Here is an 18,809-nt window from a genome sequence, read left to right as displayed (position 1 = left end):
CCATTGGGTGCGCCGCAGGAGTTGCAGATCTCGGGCTTGGTGATGGTTCGCATGGTGTTTCCTTGAGGTAGAGGGTGGTGCTGCCCCGCATTACAGGGGATGCGGAGCAGCGCAGAAGGAGGGTGTTAGTTGCCGGCCAACCAGGCTGCGTCGGCGGCCTCGTCGACCACAGGATCGGAAAGGACCCCGTCAGCGTCGACGACGTCCTCGGCCGCCTGGTTCTTCTCGGTGGCAGCGGTGATTAGTTCGTCGGTCAGCTGTTTCGCCTCGCTCACAGTGAGGTCCTTCGACCCGCTGATCTCGCGACCAACCCACCCTGTGACGACGCCGAGCATGTCGTCCTTCGTCGTGTAGCCGAGGGCCTTGAGCGCGTTGCCGAGGTCGGTCTGCTGCTTGCGAGAACACAGCGTCTCCGTGGATTCAGCCTCGGCGGGCCCGGCTGCTTCGGGCGCCGTCGGTGGGGGAGTAGAGGCTGCTGCCTCGGCGAGGCGGGAAGTGGCGGACTGCTGGGAAGGCTTGGGGTGCTCGCCGAGGTCTTCCATGACGGCGACGTCGGCCTCGTTGTAGGCGAGGCCCGCGAGGACGTCGGGTGCGACGACTCGGCACACATCGCCGATGGCGCGGGCGCGGAGCATGGCGATCGGCTCGGTCTTGTACTTCGCGTTGGACGCGTACCCGGCCTGCTGCGCCCGCTCGGGGGTCCACCGTGCGGTGGACACGGCGTCGGAGCCGCGGCGCTTGCCCTTCACGACGACTTCCTGCGCGGACTCGGACTCGACCCACACCTGGTGTCCGGCGGCGAGGACGATGGCGTGCATGGCCTTCGAGTAAAGGCCGGGGCGACCGCTGATGACGAAGATCGACGACATGGAGGCAAGGGGGTCGAGGCCGAGGGACTTCCCGTGGAGGATGGCGACGGCCGCTGCTTCGGGCTTGCCCTGGAAGTCGCGGGGCGCGAACGGGGTGCGGCAGATCTTGTCGGCGAGGGTGAATGCGTCGCCGAGGTCAGCGACCCATGCGGCGAGGTCGGTGCCGTTCTGGGAGTCGCCGAACTGGGCGATCTCCTGCGGCTGGTGGAGTTCGAGGTCGGTCATGGTCGGGGTTCCTATGCTTCTCGGGTTGCCCAGGCGGGCAGGCTGATGGGGTCGGCTTCGGGGTAGCCGGGCCAGGTCTCGGTGGCGCGGCAGTGGTTGTAGGTGTGGATGGCGCGAAGGTTGGCGGCCCTGCCGAGGTCGATCGCTTCGGCGTCGAGTTCCACTACGGACACGAGATACGGGGGTGCCTTCTCGACGAGGATGAACAGGAAGTCGGGTCGGGCGCCGGTGACGGCGTGGATGCCGTCGCGGTAGTGGGGATCCTGCTGGTGGTAGCCGAGGTCGAACGCGGTCTTCCCGAACTTCCGGGGATCCGCGGACGCCGCGGTCTTGAGGTCGGCGACGATCGGACCGATGGGCGACTCGAGGTCGAGCTTGTCCGGCCGGCACCTGAGCGCGGCCCCCGTGTCGTGCTGCCAGAACAGGGACTGCTCAGCTTTCCCGCCGGTGAGGGCGAGGCGGGCGACGGGGTGGGCGGCGACGCTGTCCCGCATCGCCTTCACCACGAGGTAGTCCTTCTTGAGAAGCGGCACCATGCCGTCGGCATACGCTGCGTCGCGTTCCTCCCGGGCTGCCTTCGTCCGCCAGTCAGCGAAGTCGAGAGCCCGGATCTTCGAGTGGTCGTCCTCGAGGACGAGGGAGTGGGTGGCGGTACCGACGTCGAAGATGCCCTTGTGCTCGGGGTTGTCCATGCGGTGCCGGTAGTGCGCCGGCGTCTGCGTGGCGAGGATCTTCAACCCGGTCGCGGACAGGCTGGCGTGCGAGTGATACTCCTGGTTCGAAAGGCCGTCGATCAGGCCTGTCTCGGCGATCGTCGCAGTCATCAGTAGCCCCTGATGATGTCTGCGGGGTGGTCAGTTCCGCCCCACTCCATGTCGTCTCCGCAAACCGGGCACTCGATGAACAGGAGGCTGTCCTCCCACTCCTTCTCGTCTGGCAGGTCGGCGACGGCGGATGAGTGGGGGTAGATGATTATGCTGGTGAGGCAGTCTTCGTCGGAGCATGTACCCCAGTGGGCGGTACGGTCTTCGCGTTCGGTGCTCATGGGAGGTCCTTCGGGGTTGTGACTTTCCAGCGGTGGGCTGGGGTCGGGTCTTGGAAGCAGCCGTAGCGGTCGTCGCGGCCGCATTCGTAGGAGTCGGCGTCGTTGTCGCAGTGCGGGCAGCGGCCCGTCTTCTCGGCGACTCGCTCGCGGACCTTCCACGAGGCTGCGTCGACGTGCTCGGCTGTCGCGTACCCGACGTGCTGCTCGCGCATCACTCGGCTGATGCTGGCCATTCGTGTGCCTTCGGTGCGCATCATCGGAGGACGTCCGCGATGATGAACGCGCAGGCGAGGATCGGGGCGCAGCACAGGAGGCAGAGGACGGACCGGACTACTTCGCGGGTCTCGTCGAACACGGGCGGGCGGCTCACCGGTTACCGCCGAGTGCGACCACTGCGGTCGTGAGGTTCTGCTGCTCGTGGTCGAGCCAGCTGTCCCGGTTCTGGTCCGTGTTCGGGACCCCGTACATGTTGACCAGGCAGTCGCCGGCCTGCAGCCGGTGCAGAGTGGCGACAGCTTCCATGGCGTCGGAGACGACAAACGGATTCACGTTCCGGTCGAGGACCGCCGCGAGGATTCGTGCCTGCTTCGAGTACCCGTTGTCGGCGTCCTCCGGGGTCGAGTTGGCCCACAGCTGCACAAGGACGTCGCTGGTGTCGGCGTTGGTAGGCTGGGACAGGAAAGAAACCACCTGAGCGGTGCTGATTTCTGGAAGGGTCGAGAGCTGCAACTCTCGGCCCTTCGTCGCGACGGCGGTCATGCTGCTGCCGCCTTCGCTGCGCCGAGCAGGTCCTGCTGGTTCCGGAGGCGAGTGAACTCCGTGACGTTCTCGTCCCGGCTCTTCGCGTCCCGGTCGTCGGCGTCCAACTTCCGGCACTCCTCCTCGTTGCAGAGGAGCCCGAGCTTCACGCCGAGCTTGTCCGCCCACGCGTCGAGTGCGTTCCAGATGTGGTCCATGGTGTTTCTCCTAGCTGGCTAGTGCTTGGCGGAGCCGCTTGTTGCGGTCCCGGGTCGATTCGGTCGGCTTTTGCTTGTGCTCGGTGAGCTCGACGATCTGCTGGTAATGCGCTTCGGTGAAGCGGATGGTGCGGGGCCCGAGCTTCAAGCACGGCCACTCACCGGAATGCCCCTTGGCCTTCACCATCGAGGCGGAGACGTGAAGCTTTTCGGCGAGGAGCGCCGGCGTGTAGTGGTCGTCGATCACGGCTGGCCCGATCCCACCCACACGGCACACACGCCGCCGGACCTGCCCGGGCGGAGGGACTGGTGGTAGCCGACCTTCCGGATGACGCCGCGCTTCGCTGCTGCGTGGAAGAGGCCGCCCCACCGGTTCGGGTGGTCAGCTTCAGGGACACCGCGGACGGCTTCGAGCGTGTAGCTGTCGAACGTCAGCCCGGATGCTGCCTCTGCTTCGAGGGCTCGCATGGCTACGGTCTTCCACGGTTCGGAAGCGTTGCGGTGGGCCCGCTCGACGCCCTTCTCGTCGTCCGGAGTGTCGATCTCGAGGACCAGCTGATCGATGACGTTGCTCATGCTGGCACCGCCTGTCGGCGTGACGCCTGACCAGTGCCGTTTTGCCGCATAGCAGTTGGTTCTACGGGGTCGAAAAGGACAGTTACGTCGACGCCGAGAACCTCCGCGATGCGCTCAGCTGTCTCGGGGGTGCAGGTGCGGTTGCGTCCAGAGGTCAGCTGATAGATCAGCGAGTGGCTGGCGCCGATCCGCCTGGACAGTTCGCGCTGCGGGATCTTGCGGGGGTCGATGGGGCGCCCTTTGCGGGCTGCCTCGACGTCGTCCTGCGTGATGACGAACGTCTTCAGGCGTTCGGGACTGGTGAGCTTCATGTAGGTTCCTTTCCTCCAACGCTTGGGTCTGCGATAGAACAACGTGCACTCCTATTCTCCCTTGGTAGTCGCCTATTGGCAACCGCTTGATGTGTAACTTACGCCTACCAGTAGTCACTCGTCAACTAGGGGAGCGAAGCTAGTCACCAATGGTGGGGCGGTAGGCCCTTCAGCATCACAAGATTTAGTAGGCGCAAACCGTACGATGGGCTTACGCCTACCAGTAGGCGGTACGGAAAGCAGTGGATTGCACGGCCCAACAAGGAACGAAAGCATCTGCCCCATGACTACAACATTCCCTGGTGACGGTATCCAGAACTTGATCCTCAACCGCAAAGGCGACCGCTCCTACGGTCGCCTTGAGCGAGACGCCGGCGGCTACCCGACCGCCAAGGCGATTCAGAAGGCTGCCAACAGTCCGGCCTCCGGCTTTGCCGATCCGCGCACCATCGCCGGCCTGTCTCGCGCCCTCAACGTCCCGATCGCGGACGTCATCCGTGCGTATGCCGTCAGTCTGGGGCTGCCCATGGAGGCCGAGGAGAGGGGAGTGCTGCGCATCATTGGGGCAGGAGACCTCCCGAAGGAAGCTCAGGAGCTTCTGATCACGATCGCCCGGGACCTGCGGAAGGCGTACGAGACGCCGTGGCCCGATGCAGATTCGACTTCAGCTTCGGGGAAGACCGTGATGCTGCAGGATGTAATCGACGCTGACGGTTACCGGCTTGCTGCACACAAGGGCGATCCGAACGTTGATCCCGAGGCGAACGAGCCTTAGGCAACATAATGTCAGGGCTCGTCCGTAGGGTCTGAGGCCTTATGGACTTCGAGAAATACATCGCTGAGACTGGGGTCACGGTGGTTGAGGGGTCACTGCCGAATGGCTGGTGGGGCGCTTACGACTGGAGATCACACACAATCCGGCTGCGGCCGCGCCTGGGTGTCGTGCAGTACGGGACGACGCTCGGGCACGAGCTGGGTCATGCCTTGTACCGCCATCAAGGTACGACGCCGAGGCAGGAGCGTCAGGCCGATGTGTGGGCAGCCCGCCGTCTTATCAGGGCGTCGGACTTCATTGACGCGTTGCGGGTCAGCGAGAGTCCGGTAGGTGTCGCGCAGATTCTGGGTGTGATGCCAGCGAACATCCACACGTACATTTCAACTCTGTCACCCAACGAGGTCGTTCTGATCCGCAAACTGATTCAGAGAGAGGAAGCATGCTGACCGAGCGGGATCGGCTGATCCTCGACTTTGAGGGCAAGCACCTCAAGCACCAGGGCTCGAAGGAGGGTGCGATTCGTGACCTCTTCGGCAGCGTCACTCTTTACTGCCAGCAGCTCGCGCATCTACTGACGACGGAGCAGGCTCCGGCCTACTCGCCGATGACTGTCCGACGAATGCAGCGGCGTCTAAGGCCTGTTCACAACGTGAACACTATCGGCCGCTATGGCACCGTATAGCTGCGCGTCAGCCCTCTTCCTGCCGCGGAATGCCGGGGGACACGCCCAACCGCGCCGCTCGAAAAGGGGTTCGAATCCCCTTAGCTCCACGACGAACCGCTGGAACTCGAGGGTAATCCCTTGAGTCCGGCGGTTTTTTGTTGCCCGCGACGAATGTCGCCGCGCGCCCGACGGCGACCCCCTCGATCAGATGATCGCTGCCGGCGCAGCCGCCACGAATCGGCGATCGACGCCTGATGCCGAATGAGCGGTGCCCGCTGGCGGTGTGTCCGCAGGGCCGCCAGCAAGGGCGTGGTCCCGGCTGAGGGGCCACCGCCTGAGCTACGTCCCAGGGGTCCCGTCCGCCCGCAGCAGTCGTTCAGCGGCGGCCTCTGCGGCGAGCTGCTCATCGGTCACGATCTCGCCGCGCAGGTGGCCTCCGCTGCGAAGCATCGTCCGGAGTTCCTCCACGCCATAGGACACCGGCCATCGGCTGTGGGCGACAACGTGGCAGTTCGGGCACAGGGGCACCAGGTCCGCTGTCGGGTCCACGTCATACCGGTCCGTCAGATGCGCCAGGGGAGTGGTGTGGTGGAGTGCGACGAGGTCCCGCCCGTGCTCCCCGTACGTCGACTCCATGTCGAGCCCACAGGCATGACAGGCCGAGCCCCGATGGGCGAGGGCAGTGCGCCGCAGGTCGTCGTCGTACTCGGAACGATCCACGATCAGGCGGCGGGTGAGGTGCGGCGGCAGGACACCCGGCGGCGGATGCACTGCCCCCTGGGCCGGGACGACCGACGCAGCCCACAGGCTCCTCAGGCCTGCAGCCTGCCGGTCGTCCACCAGTCCGGACGCGGCCGCCGATGTGAGAAAGCCCTGCTCCGTGTTCTCGAGGAGTGACGAAGGAATCTGGTCGCCGTGTTGCACCAGGAGATCGAAGTCGACGTCGATACCCTGTCCATCGGACGTCCCCGGAGAAACGCCTGCGACGACGCCGTGACCCGCGATGCCCTGCATAGCGGGTCCTCCGTGCGCGATCAGCAGCCAGACGTCCGCCCCGACAGGAGCGACCGGAGGCCCTGGCAGCGGCCAGTGCCGCCGGATGATGCCCGTGCGCCGGACCGTCTCCGCATCGGCGGCGTAGATCCCCGGCCACTGCGGACCCGTCGTGCTCCACGCAATGATCAAGGCCACCATGGTGCCGAGTCTGCCACGACCAGCCGCAGCGTGTTCCGCATCGCATCCGAACGGCGCGGTCACGTGGACAGTTGTGCGGGCTGTCGCCGGGCGGTCTCCCGTGCACGGTCAGAACCCGGACGGCTTCGGTCCTCCAGGACTCAGCCCTGCAGCAGCCATCGGACGGCGTCGTCTCGTTCGGCGAAGAACCTGATCGTCATCGGCGAGCGGACGGTGAAGGCCGTGAGGACGAGGTCGACGGCGTCGGAACCGAGGATGACGACGCGTGCGGGGTGGCGGTAGGAGAGGACGGCCTGACGGGCATCCCAGGTCACTTCCCTGAGTGCCGATACCTCGACGAGCAGCGGCAGGGTGGATCCGCCCGAGGAGGCGATCGCCCGACCTGCCTGCACGACGTCAGCGCGTTGCACGACCATCCGGGGCGCGCAGCGGACGCGCAGCAGGAAGGGCAGGGCCGAGACCGACACCCGGGACGCGCGCTGGGTCATGACCTGTGAATCCATCGAGAGAGACCGCCTCATATGGGCCTCCGACGGCATTCCACCGCTGCCCGGGCCGACACTGAGCCGCGTGTGCACGGCGGGCCGCGCACAGGGGCGCCGACCAGCACGCATTCGACGCCACTGAGGCAACGGATGGGTCGGTAGGGGAGGAGTCCTGCTGCGCGCTCCGGGCGTGGTCAGCGGGCGCTCCGACGGCGTGAGGGGTCAGGCAGGCATCAGAGGACCCAGGGGCGTCGTTCCCTCCACAGGCCCAGGTCTTCCATGCCGTCGATCAGGATCCGCACGCCGTGAGCGAGCACCGGGCGGTCGTGCTCGACGGCGACCAGCGGTCCGTAGTGACGCAGTTCCGCCATCTCATTGGCGAAATGCAGTGCGCGGGCGTCCTGGGCGGTCAGGGTGCCGCCGCCGGCCGCTACCGCTTCGAGGGCCTCCTGCGCGGCGCCGAACGCGATGGCATGCGCCAGGTCCGCCGCGGAGCCCGCGAAGTCGTCGCGGGCGGCCGTGTCCCAGCCCCGCAGGAGAGGCTCCTCCTCGACGCGGAGACCGGTCGATTCCCATTCCCGTGCCATGCATCCCCCGATGATCGTGTGCCGAGCCGAGGTCCCAGCGTCGCAGCCGCGCCCCTCCGCTACAACCCGCGTGCTCCTCCCGGGTGAAGTCGTTAGCCGGTCGTGACCTCGGCGAGTGCCCCCTCGTCGGCCGGTGCGGGCCGTGCCAGACTGGGAGGCATGTGTCCTCCTTCAGACCGTCCCCAGGATCCCGCCAACGCGTCGGCGGCTCCCGCACCGTCACCCGGCGCCGACCGGGACGCCGTGCCGCCGGAACCGGCGACGGACCGTCACCTGGCGTTGCGCCTCGACGATGCCTGGCTGCGCTTCCAGACCCGTCTCGCTGTCCGACGCGGCCGGGTGCACACGGTGATCCCCTACACCGGCTACGGCACGACGGCGTGGGTCCGGGTTCTCGCCCGCGTGGTCCTCGCTGATCCGCGGGACACCGGCGGCGGCTCGGAGTCCGGCCCGCTGAAGCCACTGCAGGAGGGGATGCGCGGCTGGCGCAACTTCACCAGCGCACCCGTCGCCCACGCCGTCGTGCACGTGACCGTCGGTGACGCGGTGCACGACGTCGTGGCCGACCGCGGTGGTGTGGTCGATGCCCGCATACCGGTGTCCCTGGACGCCGGATGGCACACCATCACCGTGCAGTCCGGGCAGTCGCGCACCGTCGAGGCGCCCGTCCGCATCGTCGCGGACGGTACGCAGTTCGGGGTCGTGTCCGACATCGACGACACGGTCATGGTCACTGCCCTGCCGCGCCCGTTCCTCGCCGCGTGGAACACCTTCGTGCTCGACGAGCACGCGCGCACCCCTACTCCCGGAATGGCCGTCCTGTACGAGAGGATCGTCCGGACCATCCCCTCCGCCCCCGTCCTGTACCTCTCGACCGGTGCATGGAACGTCGCGCCCACGCTGTCCCGCTTCCTCTCCCGCAACCTCTACCCGGCGGGACCGAAGCTGCTCACCGACTGGGGACCCACCCGCGACCGCTGGTTCCGGAGCGGCCAGGACCACAAGCGCACCTCCCTCGAGCGGCTCGCCGAGGAGTTCCCGGGCGTCAAATGGCTGCTGGTGGGCGACGACGGCCAGCACGACGAGGCCATCTACTCGGAGTTCGCCCGGCGCCATCCGGAGAACGTGCGCGCCATCGCGATCCGGCAGCTCTCCGCCGGAGAGGCGGTCCTGGCCGGTGGCCGCTCGAAGTCGGGCATGCGGGACACCCCGGGCATCACCTGGATCTACGCTGCGGACGGCGCGGGCATGTCGGCCCGCCTCGAGGAACTCGGCATCATCCGCAGCGAGGTCCGGTCCGCTGACGTCCCGGAGGAGACCGACGTCCCCGGGACCACCGACTGACGCCCTCGGTGTGGCCGCGTCATGAACAGCCGCACACTTGATGGTCCCGATCATGTGTCGTAGCGTGTGGTTCAGCTACTGAGGTAGCGGGTCAGCGACTTCCGCGAGGAAGTGTGGGTGCCTCCATGTGGGCCTGACATTCGTACGCAGTACCGCCGGTGTCCGCGCCGGTCGTTCCCCTGCACACCATCGTTCCCGGCGCGCACGGCGCAGCTGCGGGCACGTACGAAGAGGACCCATGCCGCCACCTACCTATCCCGCCCTGTCCTACGAGCTGTATCCACCCAGGAATCCCGCCGCCGAGGAATCCCTGTGGACGTCCATCCGCCGGCTGGAGGACACGCGCCCGGACTTCGTGTCCGTCACGTACGGCGCAGCCGGCAGCAACCGCGAGACGGCCATCCACCTGCTGCGGCGCCTGCTCACCGAGACGACGCTGAGACCCCTGGCGCACCTCACCTGCGTGGGCACGAGCCGGACCGAGCTGACGCAGATCATCGAGCGCCTGATCGGTGGCGGGGTGCGGGGGATCCTCGCCCTGCGGGGCGATGCCCCCGAGGGTTTCGAGCCGGCTGCGGGCGACGTCGAGCACGCGGACGACCTCGTCCGCCTGATCCGCGAGGTGGAGGGCAGGCGCACCGCTCAGCTGGCCGCCGGCAGGGTCTCGGTCGGGGTCGCCGCCTATGCCACCCGCCACCCCGACTCGCCCAGCGTGGAGCAGGACATCGAGGTCCTCCTCGCCAAGGAGGAGGCCGGTGCCGACTTCGCCATCACGCAGGTCTTCTTCACGCCGTCGGACTACACCCGGCTCGTGACACGGGCACGGCGGGCGGGCGTCACCATCCCGATCATCCCGGGTGTCATGCCCCTCACCAGTACACGGCGTCTGAAGAAGCTCGCCGGGCTCGCGGGAGTGGACGTCGACGAGACCCTGTGGGCGAAGCTCGACGGCGCACGCACCGATGAGGAGCGACGGCGGGTCGGGGTCACCGCGACGGTGGGCCTCGCGAGGGCTGCGCTGGACGACGGCGCCCCGGGCATCCATCTGTACACGTTCAACGAGCATGCCGCCGCGCTGGATGTCCTGGACGCCCTCGACCTCGAACGCCCGCCCGAAGCAGGCCTCGCCGCCTCGCTGTGAAACGTCCGACCGGTCCGGCTCGATCGATGGCCGCGCCCTGACGCACGACAGCCCTACCATCCACGACAGCCGTCAGGAGATCGACATGCCCGCACTCTTCCCGCACAGCACCATCATCGGATACCCCCGGATCGGCCCGCGCCGGGAACTCAAGAAGGCCCTGGAGGCGTACTGGGCCGGTCGCAGCGACGCTCCGACCCTCGAACAGGAGGCCAGGAGGCTGCGCGAGACCACCTACGCGCGCCTCACCGGCCTCGGGCTGAACCCGCACGACGCCTCCATCCCCGCGTCCTTCTCGATGTACGACCAGGTGCTGGACACCGCAGTGCTCCTGGGTGCGATACCCGAACGGTTCCCCGACCTCGCCGCGGACCGCGGCCCCCTCGGGATCGACGACTACTTCACGCTCGCACGCGGTGACGAGCAGAGGTCGCCGCTCGAGATGACGAAGTGGTTCGACACCAACTACCACTATCTCGTCCCCGAGATCGGGCCGCGGACGCCGTTCGCGCTGGACCCTGATACCCTGCTGCGCCAGGTCGCAGAGGCAGCCGACTCCGGGTACCGCGTCCGGCCCACGCTGATCGGACCCGTCACGTTCCTCCTGCTGAGCAAGGCGGCCGAGGGAGCGGGTGGCGGCTTCGATCCGCTGGACCGGCTCGACGACGTCCTGCCGCTGTACGCGGATCTCCTGGGTCGGCTCGAGGAGCGCGGTGTGCGGTGGATCCAGTTCGACGAGCCTGCGCTCGTGACGGACACGCCACTGCCCGACGCCGTGGTGGACGACGCCGTCCGACGTGCCTACGGGCACCTGTCGGGGGTGGCCGGGCGACCTGCGATCTTCCTGACGACGCCCTACGGGGGCGTGGGGGAGCGTCTCCGGGCCATCGCCGCGACGGGTGTCGAGGCGGTCCACCTCGACCTGGTCAGGGGAGCTGTCCCCGCTCCCGCGGAGCTGGCGCTGTTGAGGGGGAAGACCCTGGTGGCCGGGATCATCGACGGACACAACGTCTGGAAGGCGGACCTCGGCGAGGCCGTGGCCGTGCTCGACCGCCTGAGGGCGGACGGGGTGTCCCTGTCCGTCGCGACGTCCACGTCCCTGCAGCATGTGCCGCATAACACCGGGGTCGAGCAGTCGCTCCCCGACGAGCGCCGTTCGTGGTTGTCCTTCGCGGACCAGAAGGTCGAGGAGGTGGTGATCCTCGCAGGCCATGTCGCGCATCCGGGCTCGGCGGATCGCGCGATCGCCGCTGCGGCGAAGGTCCTCGCGGGTCGGCGTTCGGCCCCCGGCGTCGAGGTTCCCGCGGTCCGCGAGCGTGCGGCGGGGCTCTCGCCGTCGGACTTCGACCGCGGTGGTTTCGAGGAGCGGCGGTCCGCCCAGCAGGCGGCCCTGGACCTGCCGCTCCTCCCCACGACGACGATCGGTTCCTTTCCGCAGACCACGGAGGTGAGATCCGCACGTGCGCGGGCTGCCCGCGGCGACCTCTCCGCAGCGGGCTACGAGGCTGCGCTGCAGGACGAGATCCGCCGCGTCATCGCCCTGCAGGAGGAGCTCGGATTCGACGTCCTGGTGCACGGTGAACCCGAGCGCAACGACATGGTGCAGTACTTCGCCGAGAACCTCGACGGGTTCGACGTGACGCAGCACGGCTGGGTGCAGTCCTACGGGTCGCGGTGCACGCGCCCGTCGCTGCTCTGGGGCGATGTCAGCAGGCCCGCACCCATCACGGTGCCGTGGACGTCGTTCGCTCAGTCGCTGACGGGCAAGCCGGTCAAGGGCATGCTGACCGGTCCGGTGACCATCCTGGCCTGGTCCTTCGTCCGCAACGATCAACCGCTGGCCGACACCGCCTTCCAGGTGGCACTCGCCCTCCGCGACGAGGTGCTGGACCTCGAGCGGGCGGGGACGCGCATCATCCAGGTCGACGAACCGGCCCTGCGCGAGCTGCTCCCGCTTCGCCGTGCCGACCAGCCCGCCTACCTCGACTGGTCGGTGCGGGCCTTCAATCTCGCGACGGCGGCGGCGGCTCCCGCCACGCAGATCCACACGCACCTGTGCTACTCGGAGTTCGGTGCGGTCATCACCGCGATCGACGGCCTGGACGCGGACGTCACCTCGATCGAGGCAGCCCGCTCCCGCATGGAGGTGGTGCACGATCTCGAGGAGCACGGCTTCCCTCGCGGTGTGGGCCCCGGGGTCTATGACATCCATTCCCCGCGTGTCCCGCCGGCGGAGGAGATCCGGCTGCTCCTGGAGCGGGCAGTGCGCCACGTCCCCGCGGCACAGCTGTGGGTGAATCCCGACTGCGGGCTGAAGACCCGGGGCTACCGGGAGACCGAGCAGTCGCTCCGGAACCTGGTCGCTGCCGCGGGGGCCGTCCGTGCCGCCGTGGAGGTGCGCGGCTAGGAGCCGTCCCTGACCTCGAGGAGCGTGGTCCGGCTGAACCGGATGTCGGTGGAGGTCGCCCAGGTGCCCGACCCTGCGGGGGATAGCGCCACGAACCCGACCTGGAGCGTCTCGGCGGCGCTCCGTCCGACGGAGAAGTAGCGGACCAGCGACCAGCGGTCGCCGTCGTGGGACGCATGGAGGGCGAAGGCGCCGCCCATCCGGCTGATGCGGAGGCGGGTGCCCGACCCGTCGATCGGCCAACTGTCGCAATAGTGGGAGGCTCCGTCGCGCGTCACGACCGAGACCACCCTGGTGATCCCGGCGGGATCACGCTCGGCGCACACCTTGAACCACGTGTCGTCGTCGAACCAGCCCAGCAGCACGCCGGAGTCGAAGTCGGCGACGAAACCCGCGGCCACATGGGCCTGCAGCTGGAAGTCACCGTCCACGGGAGCCGTCCATCGCTCCGCATCGGGGCGGGGGCCCTCGACGCCCCGCGGGTCCAGGAACAGATCGGCGCCCGCCCCCGCGGTCAGGCGCACCACCGTGCCGGTCACGTCCGGATCGCGGGGAGCGGCGCCGCCGTGCGGCTCGAGAGGGAAGGGAAGGCCGGGACAGCTCAGGGATCGGGAGGTCACGCTCGATCCTCGCACGGGCAGGTGCGGCTGCCGTCGCGCCCTCGGGCGGCGTGAAGCTCCTGGCGTTCCGGCGCTCGAGCATCCTCCCGGCGTACGGGCCGTCCTCCTGTCCAGGGAAGACGCACGGCGTGCAGGACGCCGGACGGCTCTCCCGTCAGTCGGCGCCCAGCAGATCCCGCACCAGGGTCGCAGCCCTGCCCGCCACGACGGGGACCCCGGTCTTCAGCGGTTCGGCGAGGACGAGGGCGCCGAGTGCTGCGCCGAGGAGCGCACTGCCCGCGACGGTTCGCTGCACGGTCGGCCGTGTACACGGGCGGCATGGCGACCGCTCGCCGCCCCGTGTAGTTCGCCGCGTGGTCGAAGAAGGGGTGTCGACGGTCGGTGGCAGCACCGTGCACACGTGGATCCGCTTCTGCCGGTCGAGGGTCAGTTCGGAGCGGAGGCTGACCCCGAGGGCGCGGACGGCGGCCTTGGAGACGGAGTAGGCGGAGGTGTACGGCTGGGGGACCTCGCCGATGATCGAGGCGACCTTGACGAGCACCCCTGCCCCCTGATCCTGCATGCGCTCGAGGGCGGCGCGCGCTCCGTGGACGTACCCCATCAGGTTGACGTCGATCACCCGCTGGAAGTCCCGCATCGGGACGTCGAGGAAGGGGGAGAAGAAGGATACCGCCGCATTGTTGACCCAGACGTCGATGCGGCCGAACTCCTCCACGGCGCGGCCGGCCAACTCCTGCACGGCGTCGTACTCGGAGGTGTCCGTCGGGACGGCGACGGCCCGTGAGCCGAGGGCGGTGCATTCGGTGACGAGGGATTAGAGCGCCTCGACGCGCCTGCTCGCGAGGACGAGGTCCACGTGCCTGCGGGCGAAGCGCAGTGCCGTCGCGCGTCCGATCCCGCTCGCAGCTCCCATGATGACCACGACACTGTTCCTGATGCGCATGCTCGCTCCTCCGATGCCCTGGGGGTTCCTCCCGCGGGTCTCTCGAGCCTACGGACGGCTCCGAGGGACCCGCAACGGGGAATCAGTGGGCGGTGGGGGATGCGAGCACGTGCGGGGTGTGCTTGGGGCCGATGCTCCGGGTGTGCAGGATCTCGGCGAGGTGATCCATGAACAGGCGGACGCGGGCGTCGTCCGCGTCTCCCGTCCGGAGGGCGAAGATGCTCCGCGCCAGCCGGATCTCCGGGACGTCGAGGGTCACGATCCCCTCGGGTCGGCTCACCATCGCGAGGTCGGGGACCAGGGCGGCGCCGAGGCCCGCGGCCGTGAGTTCGAGGGTCGCGTTGAAGTCGTCGCAGTAGGCGGCGATTCGAGGGTGGAGGTTGCAGCTCGCGAAGAGACGCTCGATGACGGTCGCGTCGGCGGTGCCCGGGTGGTGCATGATCCACGGCATGTCGGCCAGCTGGTCCGCGGTGATGCGGGCGCCGCTGCGGATCCCCCAGGTCGCGGGCAGGATGACGCGGAAGTCGTCGTCGCCGATCCACTGACGGCTGAGCGTCGACGGCCAGGCGAGCCCGGCCTGCCCCACCTGGTAGACGAGGGCCAGGTCGAGATCGCCGCCGGTGCGCAGGCCCTGGATGGTGTGGGCGGGCTCGCCGACGAAGACGCGGAGGGATACGCCGAGCCGCTGCCACTCCGGCATACCGAGGAGTCGGGGCAGCGCGAACGTCGCAAGGCTCGGGAAGATCCCCAGCCGCAGCTCGTGGACGGGACCGGCTCCGGCGCGCGCCGTGGAGGCGAGGAGGGCGTCGATGTCGGTGAGCACCTTCGCAGCGTGGCGGGACACGGCGAGGGCCGCGTCGGTCGGGATGGCACTGCGGGCTGTGCGGGTGAAGAGGGTGGCCCCGGTATCGCGCTCCAGGGCGGACATCTGCTGGGAGACGGCCGACGCCGTGTACCCCAGGCTGGTGGCCGCGCCGCTGAAGGACCCGTGGCGGATCACCTCGAGCAGTGTGCGCAGGTGGATCGGATTGACCATCTAGCACGTCCTCCCTGGCTGGTCCATGATTCCCCTGACCGGAAGAAGTGGTTGCACCAATCCCGAATCTGTGTTGCTCCGAACTTCTCCCGAATCAACTGTGCGACAGGTCTCTGGAGTCCGATCCACCGGTGTCCCGGCGGGGTGTGGCGGCTTGCGGCGAGTCCGTAGGAACCTGCGGATGCTCCGCCGTACAGCCACACGACCGGCAGGAGAAGACATGTCCGACGACGAGACGGGTTCCGTCGAGCTTACCCGCGGCGGGCAGCCGGCCGGCCGCCGGGTCGCCGTGATCGGCAGCGGTGTCTCGGGCCTCACGGCCGCCTGGATCCTCCGGAACGGCAACGCGGTCACCCTCTTCGAGGCCGACGACCGCCCGGGCGGTCACGCGCACACCCACGAGGTCGATCTCGCGGACGGCACGACGACGGGCGTCGATACCGGGTTCATCGTCCATAACGACCGCACCTACCCCACCCTGGTCCGGCTCTTCGAGGAACTCGGCGTGCCTACCCAGGACTCGGACATGAGCATGTCCATCCGCTGTGACGGCTGCGGCCTGGAGTACGCGGGGGCCAAGGGCCGGCGCGGGGTGTTCGCCCAGCCCGGTGTGCTGCTCCGCGGCCGGTATCTCCGCATGCTCGCCGAGATCCTGCGGTTCCAGCGGTCGGCACGGGCGCTCCTGCGCCACAGTGACGACGCCTCGGTGGGCACCGCCGGCGAGGGGGAGCCCACGCTCGGCGACTTCCTCGACCGGGGCCGCTTCAGCGCCTATTTCACCTCCCACTTCATGACGCCCGTGGTATCGGCCGTCTGGTCCTGCGATCCGACCACGGCCCTGGCCTACCCGGCCCGGTACCTGTTCTCCTTCATGGACCACCACGGCATGCTCACCATCAAGGGCTCTCCCCAGTGGCGCACCGTCACAGGAGGCTCCAACGAGTACGTGCGGCGCATCGTCGACGTCCTCGACGACGTGCGGCTGTCCAGTCCTGTGACCGCCGTGAGGAAGACCGACGACGGCGTCCTCGTCACGACCGCCGGTGCGAGCGAGCTGTTCGACGCCGTCGTCATCGCCACGCATCCGAACCAGGCCCTGGCGATGCTCGAGGAGCCGAGCGGCGACGCCGCCGAGGTCCTCGGCACCATGCCGTACTCCGTGAACACCACGCAGTTCCACACCGACGAGTCGGTGCTGCCCCGCGTGCACGGCGCCCGCGCTTCCTGGAACTACCGCCTGCCCTCGTGCGATGCCACGCCGGACCGCGTTCTCGTGTCCTACGACATGACAAGGCTCCAGCGCCTCGAGGGGCGCACCAACCACCGCTTCATCGTCAGCCTGGGGGAGGGTGAGCTGATCGATCCGTCGACCGTGCTGAAGACGATGGTCTACGAGCACCCCCAGTACACGCCGCAGTCCCTCGCGTCCCAAGCGCGGCTGGCGGAGCTCGGTGACGACCGGATCGCCTTCGCCGGCGCGTACCACGGCTGGGGATTCCACGAGGACGGAGCCCTGTCCGGCCGTCGCGCCGCGGAGAGCATCGGCGGGTCGTGGGACGGGAACCCCGCCACGGAACTCGCCGACGTACGGGCATGAGCGCCTTCCTCTACCCGACGACGATCCGCCACGTCCGGCGGACGCCGCTGCGCAACGACTTCACCTACCGCAGCTACAGCTGGCTCGTGGACCTCGACGACCTCCCCGTCCTGCCCCGCTGGCTCGCCCCGTTCGCCCGGTTCCTCCCCGAGGACCATCTCGGCTCGCCCGGGCGCAGCATCCGCGAGAACGTGGCAGCCTTCCTGCACTCGCAGGGCAGGAACGACGACGGCGGACGCGTCACGATGCTCTCGAGCGGCCGGGTGCTCGGGCACCTCTTCAATCCGCTGTCGCTGTACTGGTGCCATGACCGCTCAGGCTCGCTCACCGCCGTCGTCGCCGAGGTGCACAACACCTACGGGGAGCGCCACTGCTATCTGCTCGACGTCGATGCGCACGGCACGGCCCACACCCCGAAGGCGTTCTACGTGTCGCCGTTCAACCCCGTGGAGGGGGACTACGAGATGCGCGTGCCCGAGCCCGCCGAGAAACTCGGCGTCGCGATCGTGCTGCACCGCGAGGAGCAGGCACCCTTCACCGCCACCATGACCGGACACCGCCTGCCCGCGACCCCCGCGAACGTGGTCCGGATGGCGCTCGCGGTCCCCCTGGCACCCCTCCGCGTCGTCGTCCAGATCCGCTGGCAGGGGATTAGACTCTGGCTGCGGCGGCTGCCCATCAGTCCCAGGCCGCTCCATGAACACCAGGAGGCAGTTCGATGAGCACCACAGTTGTTCCCTCGCAGGCGGACGTCGATCCGGCCGCCTGGCCGGGCATCGCCGGCGTCCCCGGCGGGACGAGGGGCAAGGTCCGAGCCACCATCGCCGAGAAGATCTTCTCGGCGGCCGTCAACACCCTCGAGCTCCGGGTCATCCACGACGACGGCACCATCCTGGGCGCGCCCGGCGGCGGCCCACGGCCGGAGATGCGCATCCACCGGCCCGCCGATTTCTACGCCCGGCTCGGCGACAGCGGCCTGATCGGTCTCGGTGAGTCCTACATGGCCAGGGACTGGACGGCGTCGGACCTCACCGAGGTGATCCAGGTCTTCGCGGCGCGTGCCGCGCACCTGGTGCCCGTGCCGCTGCAGAAGCTCCGCGGGCTCTCCCTGCCCAAGCCCCCCCGGCGCGAGCGGAACAGCACGGCCAACACGCGCTCGAATATTTCGCGGCATTACGATCTCTCCAACGAACTCTTCGCCCTGTTCCTCGACCCGACCATGTCCTACTCGAGTGCTCTCTTCGATGCCACCGGCAAGGATCTCCTGCACGTGGAGTGGGACGAACTCGCCTCCGCGCAGCAGCGCAAGATCGACCGCCTGCTCGACCAGGCGAACGTGGGCCAGGGCACGCGGGTCCTCGAGATCGGTACCGGCTGGGGGGAGCTCTCGCTCCGGGCCGCCGCCCGCGGAGCCACCGTGGTGTCGGTGACGCTGTCCAGCGAGCAGAAGGAGCTCGCGGAGCAGCGCATCAGCGCCGCCGGCTTCGCGGACCGCGTCGAGGTGCAGCTGAAGGACTACCGGCTGGTCGAGGGCCAGTACGACGCCGTGGTGTCGGTCGAGATGATCGAGGCCGTGGGCTACGAGTTCTGGGCCGTGTACTTCCAGACGATCGACCGCGTCCTCGCCCCGGGCGGCCGCGTGGCCATCCAGGCCATCACGCTCCCGCACGAGCGGATGATGGCGACGCGGCGGTCCTACACCTGGATCCACAAGTACATCTTCCCCGGGGGATTCATCCCCTCGGTCCGCGCCATCGAGGACGTCACCGACCGCTACACCAGCCTGCGGGTGCGCGAGCGCCTCTCCATGGGCGACCACTATGCGCAGACGCTCCGCCTGTGGGAGGAGCGTTTCCTCGCGCGGCACGACGACGTGGCGGCCCTCGGCTTCGACGAGACGTTCGAGCGCATGTGGCAGTTCTACCTCTGCTACTCGCGGGCGGGTTTCCAGGCCGGCTACCTGGACGTCCAGCAGCTCATCTTCGACCGGCGGCCCTGACGGGCCCGCGCTCGTCCCGAGCTTCCCGCTCTTCT

At 68.7% G+C, this 18,809-nt stretch carries 24 protein-coding genes and 1 pseudogene; 9 read left to right on the top strand and 16 right to left on the bottom strand.

Features of this window, described 5'->3' with window-relative positions; genetic code table 11:
* Window positions 1–125 precede the first annotated feature (125 nt).
* From ACTIMO_RS06165 to ACTIMO_RS06125, 9 genes are all read right to left on the bottom strand, one after another.
* The gene (locus ACTIMO_RS06165; RefSeq protein ID WP_448181818.1) at window positions 126–1,094 is read right to left on the bottom strand and encodes a hypothetical protein; all 969 of its coding nucleotides are present in this window, start codon (window positions 1,092–1,094) and stop codon (window positions 126–128) included.
* An 11-nt stretch (window positions 1,095–1,105) separates the two neighbouring features.
* A complete protein-coding gene (locus tag ACTIMO_RS06160; RefSeq protein ID WP_448181817.1) occupies window positions 1,106–1,918 on the bottom strand; it encodes a PD-(D/E)XK nuclease-like domain-containing protein in 813 nt (270 codons plus the stop codon).
* On the bottom strand, window positions 1,918–2,139 hold the full coding sequence (locus ACTIMO_RS06155; protein WP_448181816.1) for a hypothetical protein: 222 nt from the start codon (window positions 2,137–2,139) through the stop codon (window positions 1,918–1,920). Before ACTIMO_RS06155 ends, ACTIMO_RS06160 begins: the two co-directional genes overlap by 1 nt.
* Window positions 2,136–2,372, bottom strand: a complete 237-nt coding sequence (locus ACTIMO_RS06150; RefSeq protein ID WP_448181815.1) for a hypothetical protein — start codon at window positions 2,370–2,372, stop codon at window positions 2,136–2,138. Before ACTIMO_RS06150 ends, ACTIMO_RS06155 begins: the two co-directional genes overlap by 4 nt.
* Before the next feature lie 133 nt (window positions 2,373–2,505).
* Window positions 2,506–2,898, bottom strand: a complete 393-nt coding sequence (locus ACTIMO_RS06145; RefSeq protein ID WP_448181814.1) for a hypothetical protein — start codon at window positions 2,896–2,898, stop codon at window positions 2,506–2,508.
* A complete protein-coding gene (locus ACTIMO_RS06140; RefSeq protein ID WP_448181813.1) occupies window positions 2,895–3,095 on the bottom strand; it encodes a hypothetical protein in 201 nt (66 codons plus the stop codon). The genes ACTIMO_RS06145 and ACTIMO_RS06140 overlap by 4 nt, the downstream gene beginning before the upstream one ends.
* 10 nt (window positions 3,096–3,105) lie before the next feature.
* Window positions 3,106–3,342, bottom strand: coding sequence for a hypothetical protein (locus tag ACTIMO_RS06135; protein ID WP_448181812.1), 237 nt, complete (start codon window positions 3,340–3,342; stop codon window positions 3,106–3,108).
* The gene (locus ACTIMO_RS06130; RefSeq protein WP_448181811.1) at window positions 3,339–3,671 is read right to left on the bottom strand and encodes a hypothetical protein; all 333 of its coding nucleotides are present in this window, start codon (window positions 3,669–3,671) and stop codon (window positions 3,339–3,341) included. Before ACTIMO_RS06130 ends, ACTIMO_RS06135 begins: the two co-directional genes overlap by 4 nt.
* Window positions 3,668–3,982 carry a helix-turn-helix domain-containing protein gene (locus ACTIMO_RS06125; protein WP_448181810.1) on the bottom strand — a complete coding sequence of 105 codons (315 nt, stop codon included), beginning with the start codon at window positions 3,980–3,982 and terminating at the stop codon, window positions 3,668–3,670. The genes ACTIMO_RS06130 and ACTIMO_RS06125 overlap by 4 nt, the downstream gene beginning before the upstream one ends.
* Window positions 3,983–4,265: 283 nt before the next feature.
* Here ACTIMO_RS06125 and ACTIMO_RS06120 point away from each other — a divergent pair, with 283 nt between their 5' ends.
* From ACTIMO_RS06120 to ACTIMO_RS06110, 3 genes are read left to right on the top strand one after another with little or no spacing between them, the layout of a single operon-like run.
* Window positions 4,266–4,757, top strand: coding sequence for a hypothetical protein (locus ACTIMO_RS06120; RefSeq protein WP_448181809.1), 492 nt, complete (start codon window positions 4,266–4,268; stop codon window positions 4,755–4,757).
* A gap of 41 nt (window positions 4,758–4,798) precedes the next feature.
* Entirely contained in the window at window positions 4,799–5,203 is a 405-nt protein-coding gene (locus tag ACTIMO_RS06115; protein WP_448181808.1) for an ImmA/IrrE family metallo-endopeptidase, read from the top strand.
* A complete protein-coding gene (locus ACTIMO_RS06110) occupies window positions 5,197–5,439 on the top strand; it encodes a DUF3263 domain-containing protein (protein WP_448181807.1) in 243 nt (80 codons plus the stop codon). Before ACTIMO_RS06115 ends, ACTIMO_RS06110 begins: the two co-directional genes overlap by 7 nt.
* A 321-nt stretch (window positions 5,440–5,760) precedes the next feature.
* Here the strand turns inward: ACTIMO_RS06110 and ACTIMO_RS06105 are convergent, their stop codons facing one another.
* The 3 genes from ACTIMO_RS06105 to ACTIMO_RS06095 all read right to left on the bottom strand — a co-directional run bounded on the left by ACTIMO_RS06105 (window position 5,761) and on the right by ACTIMO_RS06095 (window position 7,687).
* Window positions 5,761–6,615, bottom strand: a complete 855-nt coding sequence (locus ACTIMO_RS06105) for an HNH endonuclease (protein ID WP_448181806.1) — start codon at window positions 6,613–6,615, stop codon at window positions 5,761–5,763.
* A 140-nt stretch (window positions 6,616–6,755) separates the two neighbouring features.
* The gene (locus ACTIMO_RS06100; RefSeq protein WP_448181805.1) at window positions 6,756–7,118 is read right to left on the bottom strand and encodes a hypothetical protein; all 363 of its coding nucleotides are present in this window, start codon (window positions 7,116–7,118) and stop codon (window positions 6,756–6,758) included.
* A 215-nt stretch (window positions 7,119–7,333) separates the two neighbouring features.
* The gene (locus ACTIMO_RS06095) at window positions 7,334–7,687 is read right to left on the bottom strand and encodes a hypothetical protein (RefSeq protein WP_448181804.1); all 354 of its coding nucleotides are present in this window, start codon (window positions 7,685–7,687) and stop codon (window positions 7,334–7,336) included.
* A gap of 159 nt (window positions 7,688–7,846) precedes the next feature.
* Between ACTIMO_RS06095 and ACTIMO_RS06090 the strand changes: the two genes are divergently transcribed.
* From ACTIMO_RS06090 to metE, 3 genes are all read left to right on the top strand, one after another.
* Window positions 7,847–9,031, top strand: coding sequence for an App1 family protein (locus ACTIMO_RS06090; protein WP_448181803.1), 1,185 nt, complete (start codon window positions 7,847–7,849; stop codon window positions 9,029–9,031).
* 238 nt (window positions 9,032–9,269) lie between these two features.
* Window positions 9,270–10,172: a methylenetetrahydrofolate reductase gene (locus tag ACTIMO_RS06085; protein WP_055771925.1), complete on the top strand. Its 903-nt coding sequence runs from the start codon at window positions 9,270–9,272 to the stop codon at window positions 10,170–10,172.
* Window positions 10,173–10,257: 85 nt separating this feature from the next.
* Window positions 10,258–12,579: a 5-methyltetrahydropteroyltriglutamate--homocysteine S-methyltransferase gene (gene metE, locus ACTIMO_RS06080; RefSeq protein WP_448181802.1), complete on the top strand. Its 2,322-nt coding sequence runs from the start codon at window positions 10,258–10,260 to the stop codon at window positions 12,577–12,579.
* On the opposite strand, the gene ACTIMO_RS06075 is transcribed toward metE, so the two are convergent.
* The 4 genes and pseudogenes from ACTIMO_RS06075 to ACTIMO_RS06060 form a co-directional block, all read right to left on the bottom strand.
* Window positions 12,576–13,199: a DUF1349 domain-containing protein gene (locus ACTIMO_RS06075; protein ID WP_448181801.1), complete on the bottom strand. Its 624-nt coding sequence runs from the start codon at window positions 13,197–13,199 to the stop codon at window positions 12,576–12,578. The genes metE and ACTIMO_RS06075 overlap by 4 nt on opposite strands.
* 154 nt (window positions 13,200–13,353) lie before the next feature.
* Window positions 13,354–13,950, bottom strand: a pseudogene (locus tag ACTIMO_RS06070) (SDR family NAD(P)-dependent oxidoreductase); the annotation flags it as partial.
* A 63-nt stretch (window positions 13,951–14,013) separates the two neighbouring features.
* Window positions 14,014–14,142, bottom strand: a complete 129-nt coding sequence (locus ACTIMO_RS06065; protein WP_448181800.1) for a hypothetical protein — start codon at window positions 14,140–14,142, stop codon at window positions 14,014–14,016.
* 82 nt (window positions 14,143–14,224) lie between these two features.
* Entirely contained in the window at window positions 14,225–15,178 is a 954-nt protein-coding gene (locus ACTIMO_RS06060; RefSeq protein ID WP_448181799.1) for a LysR family transcriptional regulator, read from the bottom strand.
* A 220-nt stretch (window positions 15,179–15,398) separates the two neighbouring features.
* Between ACTIMO_RS06060 and ACTIMO_RS06055 the strand changes: the two genes are divergently transcribed.
* Genes ACTIMO_RS06055 through ACTIMO_RS06045 form a run of 3 tightly spaced genes read left to right on the top strand, consistent with a single transcriptional unit; the run spans window position 15,399 to window position 18,774 of the window.
* Complete coding sequence (locus ACTIMO_RS06055) at window positions 15,399–16,775, top strand: NAD(P)/FAD-dependent oxidoreductase (protein ID WP_448181798.1); 1,377 nt, start codon at window positions 15,399–15,401, stop codon at window positions 16,773–16,775.
* Window positions 16,772–17,497: a DUF1365 domain-containing protein gene (locus ACTIMO_RS06050; protein WP_448181797.1), complete on the top strand. Its 726-nt coding sequence runs from the start codon at window positions 16,772–16,774 to the stop codon at window positions 17,495–17,497. The genes ACTIMO_RS06055 and ACTIMO_RS06050 overlap by 4 nt, the downstream gene beginning before the upstream one ends.
* Window positions 17,494–18,774 carry a class I SAM-dependent methyltransferase gene (locus ACTIMO_RS06045; protein ID WP_448181796.1) on the top strand — a complete coding sequence of 427 codons (1,281 nt, stop codon included), beginning with the start codon at window positions 17,494–17,496 and terminating at the stop codon, window positions 18,772–18,774. The genes ACTIMO_RS06050 and ACTIMO_RS06045 overlap by 4 nt, the downstream gene beginning before the upstream one ends.
* Window positions 18,775–18,809 lie beyond the last annotated feature (35 nt).

The organism is Arthrobacter sp. CP30 (genome assembly GCF_053470025.1).
The sequence above is the reverse complement of the archived record's forward strand: the minus strand, read 5'-3'. Positions and strand labels throughout refer to the sequence as shown.

What these genes read in the sequence shown, in the direction of transcription:
- ACTIMO_RS06165 (WP_448181818.1), bottom strand. Translation starts at nt 1,094, where the DNA reads ATGACCGACCTCGAACTCCACCAGCCGCAGGAGATCGCCCAGTTCGGC.
- ACTIMO_RS06160 (WP_448181817.1), bottom strand. Translation starts at nt 1,918, where the DNA reads ATGACTGCGACGATCGCCGAGACAGGCCTGATCGACGGCCTTTCGAAC.
- ACTIMO_RS06155 (WP_448181816.1), bottom strand. Translation starts at nt 2,139, where the DNA reads ATGAGCACCGAACGCGAAGACCGTACCGCCCACTGGGGTACATGCTCC.
- ACTIMO_RS06150 (WP_448181815.1), bottom strand. Translation starts at nt 2,372, where the DNA reads ATGGCCAGCATCAGCCGAGTGATGCGCGAGCAGCACGTCGGGTACGCG.
- ACTIMO_RS06145 (WP_448181814.1), bottom strand. Translation starts at nt 2,898, where the DNA reads ATGACCGCCGTCGCGACGAAGGGCCGAGAGTTGCAGCTCTCGACCCTT.
- ACTIMO_RS06140 (WP_448181813.1), bottom strand. Translation starts at nt 3,095, where the DNA reads ATGGACCACATCTGGAACGCACTCGACGCGTGGGCGGACAAGCTCGGC.
- ACTIMO_RS06130 (WP_448181811.1), bottom strand. Translation starts at nt 3,671, where the DNA reads ATGAGCAACGTCATCGATCAGCTGGTCCTCGAGATCGACACTCCGGAC.
- ACTIMO_RS06125 (WP_448181810.1), bottom strand. Translation starts at nt 3,982, where the DNA reads ATGAAGCTCACCAGTCCCGAACGCCTGAAGACGTTCGTCATCACGCAG.
- ACTIMO_RS06120 (WP_448181809.1), top strand. Translation starts at nt 4,266, where the DNA reads ATGACTACAACATTCCCTGGTGACGGTATCCAGAACTTGATCCTCAAC.
- ACTIMO_RS06115 (WP_448181808.1), top strand. Translation starts at nt 4,799, where the DNA reads ATGGACTTCGAGAAATACATCGCTGAGACTGGGGTCACGGTGGTTGAG.
- ACTIMO_RS06110 (WP_448181807.1), top strand. Translation starts at nt 5,197, where the DNA reads ATGCTGACCGAGCGGGATCGGCTGATCCTCGACTTTGAGGGCAAGCAC.
- ACTIMO_RS06105 (WP_448181806.1), bottom strand. Translation starts at nt 6,615, where the DNA reads ATGGTGGCCTTGATCATTGCGTGGAGCACGACGGGTCCGCAGTGGCCG.
- ACTIMO_RS06100 (WP_448181805.1), bottom strand. Translation starts at nt 7,118, where the DNA reads ATGGATTCACAGGTCATGACCCAGCGCGCGTCCCGGGTGTCGGTCTCG.
- ACTIMO_RS06095 (WP_448181804.1), bottom strand. Translation starts at nt 7,687, where the DNA reads ATGGCACGGGAATGGGAATCGACCGGTCTCCGCGTCGAGGAGGAGCCT.
- ACTIMO_RS06090 (WP_448181803.1), top strand. Translation starts at nt 7,847, where the DNA reads ATGTGTCCTCCTTCAGACCGTCCCCAGGATCCCGCCAACGCGTCGGCG.
- ACTIMO_RS06085 (WP_055771925.1), top strand. Translation starts at nt 9,270, where the DNA reads ATGCCGCCACCTACCTATCCCGCCCTGTCCTACGAGCTGTATCCACCC.
- metE (WP_448181802.1), top strand. Translation starts at nt 10,258, where the DNA reads ATGCCCGCACTCTTCCCGCACAGCACCATCATCGGATACCCCCGGATC.
- ACTIMO_RS06065 (WP_448181800.1), bottom strand. Translation starts at nt 14,142, where the DNA reads ATGCGCATCAGGAACAGTGTCGTGGTCATCATGGGAGCTGCGAGCGGG.
- ACTIMO_RS06060 (WP_448181799.1), bottom strand. Translation starts at nt 15,178, where the DNA reads ATGGTCAATCCGATCCACCTGCGCACACTGCTCGAGGTGATCCGCCAC.
- ACTIMO_RS06055 (WP_448181798.1), top strand. Translation starts at nt 15,399, where the DNA reads ATGTCCGACGACGAGACGGGTTCCGTCGAGCTTACCCGCGGCGGGCAG.
- ACTIMO_RS06050 (WP_448181797.1), top strand. Translation starts at nt 16,772, where the DNA reads ATGAGCGCCTTCCTCTACCCGACGACGATCCGCCACGTCCGGCGGACG.
- ACTIMO_RS06045 (WP_448181796.1), top strand. Translation starts at nt 17,494, where the DNA reads ATGAGCACCACAGTTGTTCCCTCGCAGGCGGACGTCGATCCGGCCGCC.